This window comes from Phenylobacterium composti DSM 19425 (assembly GCF_059568645.1).
In genome coordinates this window covers 187,336-198,839 of sequence record NZ_JCANTT010000017.1, presented here as the reverse complement: position 1 = coordinate 198,839, position 11,504 = coordinate 187,336, and the positions used below count along the sequence as shown (strand labels likewise).

The window sequence follows — 11,504 nt, the reverse complement described above, 5'->3', positions numbered from 1 at the left end:
CTAGCGCGCCTGCGCCACCTGAACCTTCTGGCCGTCGTCGACGAAGGACTGGCCGACCGTGATGACCCGCACCTGGCCGCTCAGGCCGCTGACCCACATGCCCTGGTCGGTCTGCTCCAGGACCGAGACCGGAGCGAAGGCCACGCGGTTGTCGGGCTGGACGTAGCGCACGCCCTGGCGGCCGGCGGCGTCCAGCACAAGGGCCGATACCGGCACCAAGTGGGCCGCGCCCATGCCGGCGCCGATGCGCAGCTCGGCGGACAGGCCCGACCGGACGCTGTTGCCCGGGTTCTGGACGGCGATCTCGATGTGATAGGTGCGCGTGGCCGGGTCGGCGTCCTGAGCGACGTAGCGCACGCGCCCGTTCAGGATCTGGCCCGACACCAGCTTGGCCGTGGCCGGGGCGCCGATCTTCAGCCGCGCCGCGTCGGTCTCGGGCACGTCGCCCACCACCAGCAGCGGATTCAGCTCGATCACCGTCCCGCAGGCCTGACCGGGACTGAGATAGGTCCCAACCTCGGCGTCCCGGCGGTCGAACACCCCGTCGAAGGGGGCGCGGATGTTCACCTGCGCGAGGGCGATCTCGGCCTGGTGAACCTGGGCCTGGGCCGCATCCAGGGCCGCCTGGGCCTCCAGCACCTGGGTCTGGGAGCGATAGCCGTTCTCGGCGAGCTGGGCGGCCGCCTGCCGCTGGAGCTGGCGCGAGCGGAGCAGGGCGCGGGCCTGGTCGAGGGTGGCCTGGCGTGAATCCACCGCCAGCCGGCACAGCACCTGACCCTTGCGGACGAAGGTGCCTTCCCGGGCGGGCGTCTCCGCCACCACCCCGGCGGTCTCGGAGCGCACCACCACCGCCCGGGCGGCCTCGGTGCGGCCGCGCAGCACCACGTCCACCTGGCGCATGGTCTCGGGGGCGAGGGCCGCCTGGACGGTGGGGATCTCCTCGACGGGCTTGGCCTCCGCCGCGCCGCCGTCTCCGTCGCCGAACAACGGGCGGACCACGAAGTACAGCGCGACCAGCCCCAACACGACCAGGATGAACACGTACTGCGGCTTCAGGCGTCGCAAAACTCTCTCCCCAGGCGCCTTGGAGGCGCCCTTGCTCCCCTGTGGCGGCGATCTCCGTTCCGCCGCTTGTGATGCCGCCGTTATGCGAGCGCAAATGAATTTGCGGTCACCCGCGGCGCGGTAGATCTATTGAGGCGGCGACGCGCCGGGATTGTGCCCGCCTCGCCACACTCGCGGAGCGCGATCCCGTCTCCGCCAAGGATTTACGAAGTATAGGAAAGAACGCCGGTGCGCTACCTCCACACCATGGTCCGGGTCACGGACCTGGACGCCTCGCTCGACTTCTATGTGAACAAGCTCGGGCTCAAGGAACTGTACCGCTCCGAGCATGAGGCGGGCCGCTTCACCCTGGTGTTCCTCTGCGCCCCCGGCGATGAGGAGCTGGCCGTCCAGCGCAAGGCGCCGCTGGTGGAGCTCACCTACAACTGGGATCGCGAGGAATACGGCGGCGGCCGCAACTTCGGCCATCTGGCCTATCAGGTGGACGACATCTACGCCGCCTGCGCCCGGCTGATGGAGGGCGGGGTGACCATCAACCGTCCGCCCCGGGACGGCCGCATGGCCTTCGTCCGCTCGCCGGACAACATCTCCATCGAGCTGCTGCAGGCGGGCGAGCCCCTGCCGCCGGCTGAGCCGTGGGTCTCCATGCCCAACGTCGGGACCTGGTAAGCGCTCGGGTTTGGTGACTCGGGTTTGGTGGCTCGGGCTTGGTGAACGCCCGGCCTGGCGAGCACGCGGGGCAGAGGCGCATGGGCGCGTCCGTCCCGCCGCCCTGGGCGGACTCAGATCCGAATCAGACCGCCCGGCGAATCCCGCGCCGCGCCGTGCTTTCCCGCAGGGAGTCGGCCGGGCGGGAGTCGCTTGGGGGCTCAGCCGAAGAGGCGCTCCAGAAGTGCGCCCACGGCCACGAAGGCCACGCCGATGGCCACGAAAGGCGCCAGGATCACGGCGCATTGCGTATGCAGCCGCTCGGGCGGCCGGCTCATGTCGATCATCTCTAGTCTCCTCCCGAGCCTCTGACGGGCTCTATGCGAAGAACTCTGAACCTCGCCCGCTGTTGCCGCAAGCCTCCGTGAACCCTCCTTTGACGCCCCCGGCCGTCGAGGGGGACACGAAAGCTCCTGTGGATGACAGCTTGGCTTTTGACGTGAGAGGCGTTTGACCCGCTTGCGCCGCCGAACGACCCCGCGTATATGCCCGGCCCTCGACGGCCTGATCCTCGGTAGCTCAGTTGGTAGAGCAGGCGGCTGTTAACCGCCGGGTCGCAGGTTCGAGTCCTGCCCGGGGAGCCATCGCGAAGCTCGCGATCCCGCCGTCGAGACGAAACCCCAAAATTCCAGACCCTGACCCCAGGCGCCGTCGGCGCGCGGGGCGCCCCGGGACGGGGGCCATGAAAGGGGCCATGAAAAAAGCCCGGCGCGGACGCCGGGCCAGGAAAAGTCGGTGATGGTGGGGTGTCTTCAGAGAAGACGCTCGGAACGTCCGGCGCTTCGGTTAACTGGCCGTAAACGCCGTTCGCCGAACGCCCGAACCGGTTGCGGCGCGCCGCCCCCTTACCGCACCACCGGGATCGGCTGGACATAGTCGCCGCCCTGGGCCTCCCGCGTCTTGAACAGCTCCCGCCGCGGGCCGAGGTAGCCGAACAGATAGGCGGCCACCTTGCGCATCTGGATCTCCTCCGAGCCCTCGGTGATCCGGTAGCGGCGGTGGTGGCGGTAGATGTGCTCGAAGGGCTTGTGCCGCGAATAGCCAAGGCCGCCATGCACCTGCATGGCCCGGTCGGCGGCCTCGCACACCAGGCGGTTCGCCCAGTAGTTGCACATGGACACCTTGTCCGAGAGCGTCTTCTCCACCTGCTTGTGGTCCATCCGGTCCATCTCCCAGGCGGTCTTGCGGATCAGCAGGCGCAGCATCTCGCACTGGGTCTGCAGCTCCACCAGCGGCCACTGGATGGCCTGGTTCTCGGCCAGGGCCTTGCCGAACGGCTTGCGGTCCCGGGCGTATTTCACGCTCTCGTCGATGCAGTACTGGGCCGCCCCCAGGGACGAGGCCGCTTGGCGGATGCGGTTCTGGTGGACGAACGACTGGCCGAGCCCCAGCCCCTTGTCGATCTCGCCCCAGTAGCTGTCCTCGGGCACCCAGCAGTTGGTGATCGAGATGCGCGGATGGTCCGTGGGCATGTTGAACGTCCACAGATACTCCTCGATCACGAAGCCGGGGGCGTCCCTCGGGACGATGAAGCAGGTGATGCCCGTAGCGTCCCCGTCCTTGCCCGAGGTGCGGGCGAAGACCATGCAGTGGGTGGCCACGTGCATGCCGGTGGTCCACATCTTGGCCCCGTCGATCCGCCAGCCGGGCTTGCCGTCCCGGGTCTCGCGCACCGCCCGGGTCTCCATGAAGGTGGCGTCCGAGCCGTGGTTGGGCTCGGTGAGGCCGAAGGCGGTCCGCATCTCGCCGCTCAGCAGCTTGTCGGCGTAGCGCTCGTACTGCCAGTCGGTGGCGAACTCCTTGAACATCAGCACGAACGGGTTGTTGCCGACGATGGAGTGCTCGGTCTGCAGGTCGTTGAACAGGCCCAGCCCCTTGGCCGCCAGGTGCTCGCGGATCACCGCCATGGCCAGCTGGCTGCCGCCCTTGCCGCCCATCTCCTTGGGCCAGGCGTAGCGGTAGTGGCCGGCCGCGTCGGCTCGCCGTCGGGCCTCGGCCAGCAGCTCCTCCCACTCCTTGCGCGGCAGGCCGCCGTTCTCGAAGTCTGTCCGCGCCCATTCGCGCCGGTGATCGAAGAACCGCTCGTTGTCGTCCTGGGCCTGGAGCGGCCTGATCTCGCGCTCGATGAAGTCGTCGAGCTCCTTCAGATAGTCGACGAGGTCCTGGGGCAGGTCGAAGTCCATGGACGTTTCCTCACGCGCTTTGTTTCTTGGGCGAGGGTGACGTTGCGGAGGCATTTACAAGCCGGCCGCGGCCCCGCCAGATCGCTTTCAGACTAGATCAATCGGGAGCTTCCGTCGGGTCATGGAAGTGGACGTGCGCGCCGCGCTGGATCGATTGGCGGAGCGGCTCGAGGGCCGGGGCGCGCGGGTGGTCGAGGCCGGGCGGCTGTCCGGCGGCGCCAGCATGGAGACCTGGGCCTTCACCGTGGAGGGGGCGAGGGGGCGTGAGCGCCTGATCCTGCGCCGCCGCACCGTCCCCTTCGATCCCGACAACGCCCGGGCCATTCCCCTGGCGACCGAGGCGGCCCTGATCCGGGCCGTGCGCGGCTATGGGGCCCTGGCCCCGCCGGTGCGGCACGTCTGCGATGACGAAGACGGCCTGGGCGAGGCCTATGTGATGGCCGCCGTCCCCGGCGAGACCCTGGGCCGCAAGATCGTCGCCGACCCGGCCTTCGACGCCGTCCGGCCCGGGCTCGCCCGCCAGTGCGGCGAGGTCCTGGCCCGCATCCACGCCACCCCGCCGCCCGACGTGGGGCTGAAGGTGGTGGACGCCGTGGGCGAACTCGACCGCTACGAGGAGGTCTACCGCTCGACCGGCGCCCAGCGGCCGATCCTGGAGCTGGCCTTCCAGCACCTGCGCCGCCATGCGCCCGAGCCGGTCCCACCGGTGCTGGTGCACGGCGACTTCCGCAACGGCAATATCATGTTCGACCCCGAAACCGGGGTGGCCGCGGTCCTCGACTGGGAGCTGGCCCACATCGGCGATCCCGCCGAGGACATGGGCTGGATCTGCACCAACTCCTGGCGCTTCGGCCGCCCGGACCGGCCGGTGGGGGGCTTCGGCGACTACGCCGACCTGCTGGCGGGCTACGAGGCCGCCGGCGGGCGGCCTATTCCGTTGGAACGCCTGCGCTTCTGGCAGGTGCTGGGCTCGCTGCGCTGGGGCGTCATGTGCCTGACCATGTACATGAGCTGGCAGAGCGGCCTGGAAAAGTCGGTGGAGCGCCCGATGATCGGCCGCCGGGTCTCCGAGACCGAAGCCGACCTTGTCGTGCTTCTCCAACAAGGCTTAGGGGAGCAGGGCCTGTGAGCACCACCCATCCGAGAACCGAGGAGTTGGTCCAGGCCGTCGCCCTCTGGATCGACCAGATCCGCCCCAGCCTCGACCCCCGCGACGCCTTCCTGGCCCGGGTCGCCGTCAACGTCCTCTCGGTCGTCGAGCGCGAACTGACCCAAGGTCCCGCCGCCGAGGCGAGGGCGGTCCAGGCCATGAGCGGCCTGCTGGGTCATGAGGGGGATTTCACGACGCTCAACGCGGAACTGTGCGACCGCATCCGCGCCGGCGACCTCACCGTCGAAACCCCCGGCCTCCTCGAAGCCCTCGCTCTCATGGCCCGCGACCAGCTCGCCATCGACCAGCCCAAGTACCGCCCGGAGGTGGGGTAGGGGGCGCTAGACGTCTATCGGTGACTTTTGGCTGGGAAATCCGCTCTCGAGTAGTGAATCCATGGCTGTGGCGCAAGGCCGGATCGGGGGCTGAAGCGAAGTTGGCGACTTCCGCTTCCCAACAAGGGCAGGTGCGCGAGTTGCCGACGCGCGGGACTAATCAACATACAGTTGAGCTCGAAGTTGGATGATTCGCCCGAACACAGGCACGAGGCGTCATGAGCGGTCGCGGCACAGCCGGGGGAGTGGTCTTTCAGGCTGAGGTCGGAGCTGCGGCCGCGGCCTTACTTCTCGCAGAGCGAGCTATCTCCCGGCTCGGGCCGGGCCTGCCCGGGAGACCCGTCCGCATCCTCTTCGAGACGCCGACTGCGGTCGATGATGTGCTCGTCGAAACGGATGTCGGCATCATTTACGTCCAAGCAAAGCGGACTATCGCACTCTCGCCAAACAACAAGAGCGAACTGGCGTCGGTGGCCGATCAGTTCGTGCGCCAGTACCGCGACGGCGTTCTGGTAGGCGGAGTCCGTCGCGACCTTGATCCGACAAAGGATCGCCTCCTCCTCGCCGTTAGTGACGACACGGCCGGGACAATCTCGAGGAATTTGCGTGAGGCGCTGGACCGGAACAGAACCGGAGCCTCCACAGCGCTCCCCGCCGACCTGATCAACGCGCTTCAGGTCTTCAGCAACCATCTCGACCGCGAATGGAAGGCCGCCACCGGCCAGGAACTGTCGGCCGAGGAACGCCAGAATATCCTTCGCCTTTGCTCAGTTACCATCCTCTCAGACACAGCAAAGCAACTCGCCATAGAGGCCCTTCGCGATGCGGTCGAGACCGTTGGCGACGAAGCCGCAGCCTACGGCAGTTTGGGGCTTTGGGCAGCGAAGGCCCAAGCAGACGGCGTCGGTGGTGATGCTGCCGCAATCCGGCTGGCACTCAATCACGTCAAATTCAAAGCGCCGCCGAGCTACGCCGCTGATGTCGCGAAGTTGCTTGCACATTCTGACGAGGTTCGGGCGCGGCTCCGCAGATTCCCGGAGCTTGAGGCTCCAGAAGGACGGATTGCGATCGCCCGTCCTGTCGCCAAGGTCGTCGCGGACGCGGCGCGCGGTGGTTCTCTCGTCCTGACCGGCGATCCGGGGGCTGGGAAATCCGGCGTGCTCCACGAGGTCGCCGTAGACCTCGCCAAGCAAGGCTGGGTCGTGACCTTCGCGGTGGAAGCCAGCGCCGTATCTCTAGATGCGTTGCGGGCCGAGATCGGGCTTCGGCATCAGCTTATCGACGTGATGAAAAATATGCCGGGCGATCGGCCGGCGTATCTCCTCCTCGACGCCCTAGACGCCGTTCGCGGCGGGGCCGCCCAAGCGACCTACAAGAAGCTCGTCGAATCGGTGAGGGAGATTCCCGGGTGGCACGTCGTGGCGTCCGTGCGGTCCTTTGACCTCCGGCTCGGCCATGAGTGGCGCAAGCAGTTTCGGGGCATGCCACCGTCGCCGGATCGCAGCGACTCCACGCTCGCTGCTGTTCGGCACATCCACATCGGACTTCTAGACGACGCCGAGAAGGCGGACCTAGCCGCCAAATCGCCTTCACTAGCAGCCGCGGTTGAGGCCGGCGGACCGAAGATGGAGGTGCTGGCCCGCAATCCCTTCAATCTGGCGCTTCTGGCGGATCTCCTTTGCAATGGCGTCGCCGCCGCTTCCTTGTCGAAGGTCGCGAGCCGCGGCAACCTCCTTGAGCGCTATTGGGGCGAGAGGGTCGACGGCCTTGGCGTCGCCGGCACGACGAGTCTCAACGCGGTCATCCACGAGATGATCAGCCGGCGCTCGATCGATCTCGCCGACACGAAGGTTCCGATTGCCGCAGCACCGATGGTCGACGAGTTGCAGCGTGTCGGCGTTCTCGCCAAGACATCGAACATTCGGATCGGGTTTCGCCACCACGTTCTCTTCGACTACGCAGTCGCGCGTCTCCTCCTGTTCGCCGACGTGGAAGAAGCCCATACCCAGGTTCTGAAGGGCCGTGGAGCCGGCCTGCTAATCTCTCCTTCGGTCGGCTATTGGCTGGAGCACCTTCGGCGGACTTCAAGTGCAAGCGACTATTGGGCGTCGTCGCCCGGTTCGTATGCGACGGCACGATCGACCCAATCGTTCGTGTCGAGATCGCCAGGCTGGCGGTTGATGCCGCGGAAACTACTGACGGCATCGCGGACTTGGCGGCGATCCTCACGGAAACCCATCCCGCTCTCGCCAAGGCACTGAGCTACTTGGTCGGTGCGCTTCGCACGAAGGCGCTGGCGGGTGACGCGATCGTCGTCGCGCCATGGGCGACTCTGCTCGGCTACTTCACCAAACCCAGCGAGGATCAACTCGGTGCAGTATGCGCGCTGATCGGTATCGTCCTCGACAGCGGCCCGAGCGACGAAGACCGCGCGAACGCAGGTAAGGCCGCGCTAGCTGTCTTCGACGCGGCCACAACGCCTAGCCTTATCCAATGGCTGTCGCCTCACATTCTTCCCTACATCGCTAGGACGTTCGATCAGGACATCCCTGCCTCCCGCGAGCGTCTGCGGAGCGTCCTGCAAGGTGAGCGCTTCGCCGCTCACGGCTATATCGAAGTGCCTTGGCTCGCCCGCCAAGTCGCCGACATTGCGCCGTATGATCCCGATTTGGTGGTCGAGCTCTATGCGTGTGTCTTTCGAGGCCATGACTTCTCGCGGGACCAGACAACGAGTATGGGCGGAGGCTGGATTCTGTCGCTGACATCCAATGCCGCCCAGGACTTCGATTTGGCGTCGCATTCGCTTGCCGAGGTCTTTCCGAAAATCCTCGCCACCGATCCTGCACTCGGCTCAAAGCTTGTCGCGACGGTCGTCAGGAGCGAACAAGAGAAGGGACATCCTTTACCCGAGCAAGAGGAAGCCAGGTCGCTCGCGATTGCCGGGAAAGAGTACCCCTTCACGCCCGACCATAGCGCCATCTGGGCATGGGACGCGGAAGCGGATCGCCACGACGATTATTCGAAGGTGCTGCGAGCATACCTCAAATGGGTTGCCAAAGCCGGCGCTAAGGATGTGGCTGACGCCCCTGCGCTGATCTTGTCAGAGACAGGCAATGGTCTCGCTTGGCGGATCGTCTTCGCGCTCGGTGCTCGCAGGCCGAAAGTCCTCGGCGAGGTGCTGTGGGATGCGGCTACCAGTGAGACTGCGCTGAGGTGCTGCGACACCCGGCGCGATGCGATCAAGTTGATCGCAGCGGTCGCGCCGACGATCGGCGCAGACAAGCTCAGCGCCGCAGAAGCCCGATGGCTTGCATTTGATTTCTCCCATCGGAGCGACCCCGACGAAGCGCGCAAGATCGAGGTGGGCACGATCCTAAATGCCGTGGGCGCTGCGCGTCTTCAGACAGACGAAGCGCGTGCACTTCTCGCATCGGCAGAGGCCGACAAGCTCAGTCTCGAAAACAGGAAGCCCTTCCATATCGGGATGTGGCGCGGGACGGATCGACATTGGCTGGAACACGAAGGCGTCGATATCAAGCACCCCGAAGTCGCTAAGCTCATCAAGCTCAGCGAACGAGTCGGCAAGCTCAGCAAACGCGTCGGCAACGCCAACGTTAAGGCCGGCGACAGGCAGAATGGGAAGCTGCAGCAAGCGGCTTGGAACGCCACTTCCAATCTCTGGAAGGCGCTTGATCAGGCCTCGGCGGATCTAGAAACCGAAGTGGAACGTGAGGCGGCCCATAGGCTCGCCGAAGGCCTCGAACACGCCATACGCCGCTCATGCGTTCCTGACGATCAGCGAGAGGCTGCGATCGATCGGCTTCTAAAGATCGCCGATCATCCGCTGCCCGAAACCGGCGCGGACACTGAAGAGCAGTTCGCTCGCTCCTCGTCCTGGGGATCCCCTGCACCGCGCATCGAAGCCGCCATCTCGCTGCGGAGCCTGATCCGACTGAACGGCATGTGGCCGAGGCTTCGCGAGAAGTATGAGCAGCTCATTCTGAACGACCCGCATCCGGCCGTGCGCTTTAATCTTGTCCGCGGGTTGCTGACGGTCCTGCACTATGACCCCGAGGCGGCGTGGAAGCTCATCGAGCAGGTCGCGGCGAAGGAGACCAACGCCAGCATCATCAGGCAACTCGGACACGTACTGAATGCGATCCGAGGAAAGGACGAGGAGCGAGTCGAGGCTATGGTGCTCGATCTCGTCGATCGCTTTCCTGATCGGGATCGTCACGAGGATGGCTACATCGACAGCCTCACCCACATGGCCGTCGACAACGAGCAGCCCGCGTCGATCGCAAAAATCGACTCCTGGATTGACGAGTTTGCATCAAATGAAGGTGCGCTGCGCTCGGTGATCTTCGACCTGCAGCAGCGATTGATCCTGGGCTTCGAGAGTGGCGAAGAGAGGGACATCGCGACGCGCCACCGCGCCAGCGCCCTCGTGGATCGCATCATCTCCAAGATCGAGCCGACCGTTCGCGAACTACCTCAGCGTTTGGGCGACCCGACACCGTCTGACAAGGTCGCCTTCAAGCTCTTCAGCGAGATCGGTGAACTGCTCTATTACGGCGTGGGCCATGGCGCGACGTTGCCAACGTGGCTCAAGCCGCTGGAGGCTCAGCGCACCTATTTGGATGAGCGCTCCGCGTTGATCATCAAGCTCGTGACCCTCGGCAGTCCGGCGACGGTCCACCACTCGATCGACCTTGTGAGCAAGCTCGTCGAAGCCAATCCCGAGCTCTGTTTCGAAATCTTCAGCGAGGCGATGCTGCGGACCACGGGCGTCGCGAAGTACGAACACGAGAGCATGGGGGCCACCCGCTTCGTGGAACTCGTGGGCAGATACCTTGCCGACTACCGGTACCTCTTCGACGACGATGCCCGTCGAGCCAGGTTGATCGAGTGCATCGCGATCTTCGTGGAGGCTGGATGGCCTGAGGCGCGCCGTCTCTTCCAGAGCTTGCCCGATTTGTTCAGTTGAGCGCCGCAAACACCGGGCGCTGCCATTGCTCACGTGTCCCTCTCGGGTGGCTCTTCCTGGCGCTCAGCTGACGTTTGGTCGATCAACGACGGCAGATGCCCCCCGCCAACCGCCCTAAGAGCCCCCCCCATGCCCTCACACGCCTCCGCTCCCGCCGCCTATCCCATCGGAACCCCTGGCCGGCCGTGGGGGGACGCGGAGCTGGCGCAGTGGCGGGGGCGGCAGGTGCGGCGTCGGCGCTACGATGAGGACGTGCTGCCGCGCATCGAGGCCTTGGCGGAGCGATTCGAGCGCATCGCCTATGGCGCGCTGGATTACGCCGGCGAGGCCTATCCGCTCTATGCGCTCGCCAGCCGGCCGTGGGACCCGGCGCTGCCGGCGGCCCTGATCACCGGCGGCGTCCACGGCTATGAGACCAGCGGGGTCATGGGGGCGCTGGCCTTCTTGGAGACCCGGGCGGCGGCCTACGCCGGGCGGGCCAATCTGCTGGTGGCGCCCTGCGTCAGCCCCTGGGGCTATGAGCGGATCAACCGCTGGACCTACGACGCCGTCGATCCCAACCGGAACTTCCGAGAGGATGGCCCGTCGCGGGAGGCGACCAGCCTGATGGCCCTGGTGCGCGAGCCGAGGTTCGGGCGCTTTTCCCTGCACATCGACCTGCACGAGACCACCGACAGCGACGAGAGCGAATTCCGTCCGGCGCTGGCGGCCCGCGACGGCAAGCCGTTCGAGCCCGGCCTGATCCCCGACGGCTTCTACTTGGTGGCCGACGCCGAGGCGCCGCAGCTCCCCTTCCAGCAGGCGATCATCGCGGCGGTGGAGAAGGTCACCCACATCGCCCCGCCGGACGGGGCCGGCGAGATCATCGGCTGCCCGGTGGTCGCCCCGGGGATCATCACCTATCCGCAGGCCGAATACGGCATGTGCCCGTCCATCACCGGCGCGCCCTACACCACCACCACCGAGGTCTATCCCGACAGTCCGCAGGCGACGCCGGAGCAATGCGTGGCGGCCCAGGTGGCCGCGGTGTGCGCGGCCTTGGACTTCGTGCTGGCCCATGGCTGACCGGGTGGGCT

Annotated in this window: 8 protein-coding genes and 1 tRNA gene; 6 read left to right on the top strand and 3 right to left on the bottom strand. The window is 66.5% G+C overall.

Going from position 1 to position 11,504, the window contains the following annotated elements; genetic code table 11:
• On the bottom strand, positions 1-1,065 hold the full coding sequence (locus BO64_RS13680; RefSeq protein WP_496403853.1) for an efflux RND transporter periplasmic adaptor subunit: 1,065 nt from the start codon (positions 1,063-1,065) through the stop codon (positions 1-3).
• A gap of 228 nt (positions 1,066-1,293) precedes the next feature.
• On the opposite strand from BO64_RS13680, the gene BO64_RS13675 reads away from it, so the two are divergent.
• Positions 1,294-1,734: a VOC family protein gene (locus BO64_RS13675; RefSeq protein ID WP_496403852.1), complete on the top strand. Its 441-nt coding sequence runs from the start codon at positions 1,294-1,296 to the stop codon at positions 1,732-1,734.
• Positions 1,735-1,934: 200 nt separating this feature from the next.
• On the opposite strand, the gene BO64_RS13670 is transcribed toward BO64_RS13675, so the two are convergent.
• Complete coding sequence (locus tag BO64_RS13670) at positions 1,935-2,060, bottom strand: hypothetical protein (protein ID WP_496403851.1); 126 nt, start codon at positions 2,058-2,060, stop codon at positions 1,935-1,937.
• Positions 2,061-2,281: 221 nt separating this feature from the next.
• Between BO64_RS13670 and BO64_RS13665 the strand changes: the two genes are divergently transcribed.
• Positions 2,282-2,357 (top strand) — tRNA-Asn (locus BO64_RS13665).
• A 261-nt stretch (positions 2,358-2,618) separates the two neighbouring features.
• Here the strand turns inward: BO64_RS13665 and BO64_RS13660 are convergent.
• The gene (locus tag BO64_RS13660) at positions 2,619-3,956 is read right to left on the bottom strand and encodes an acyl-CoA dehydrogenase family protein (RefSeq protein WP_496403850.1); all 1,338 of its coding nucleotides are present in this window, start codon (positions 3,954-3,956) and stop codon (positions 2,619-2,621) included.
• A 121-nt stretch (positions 3,957-4,077) separates the two neighbouring features.
• Between BO64_RS13660 and BO64_RS13655 the strand changes: the two genes are divergently transcribed.
• The 4 genes from BO64_RS13655 (at position 4,078) to BO64_RS13640 (ending at position 11,493) form a co-directional block, all read left to right on the top strand.
• A complete protein-coding gene (locus tag BO64_RS13655; RefSeq protein WP_496403849.1) occupies positions 4,078-5,085 on the top strand; it encodes a phosphotransferase family protein in 1,008 nt (335 codons plus the stop codon).
• The gene (locus tag BO64_RS13650) at positions 5,082-5,441 is read left to right on the top strand and encodes a DUF6285 domain-containing protein (protein ID WP_496403848.1); all 360 of its coding nucleotides are present in this window, start codon (positions 5,082-5,084) and stop codon (positions 5,439-5,441) included. Before BO64_RS13655 ends, BO64_RS13650 begins: the two co-directional genes overlap by 4 nt.
• Before the next feature lie 2,101 nt (positions 5,442-7,542).
• Positions 7,543-10,428 carry a hypothetical protein gene (locus BO64_RS13645; protein ID WP_496403847.1) on the top strand — a complete coding sequence of 962 codons (2,886 nt, stop codon included), beginning with the start codon at positions 7,543-7,545 and terminating at the stop codon, positions 10,426-10,428.
• A gap of 129 nt (positions 10,429-10,557) precedes the next feature.
• The gene (locus tag BO64_RS13640; RefSeq protein ID WP_496403846.1) at positions 10,558-11,493 is read left to right on the top strand and encodes a M14 family metallopeptidase; all 936 of its coding nucleotides are present in this window, start codon (positions 10,558-10,560) and stop codon (positions 11,491-11,493) included.
• Positions 11,494-11,504: the final 11 nt, after the last annotated feature.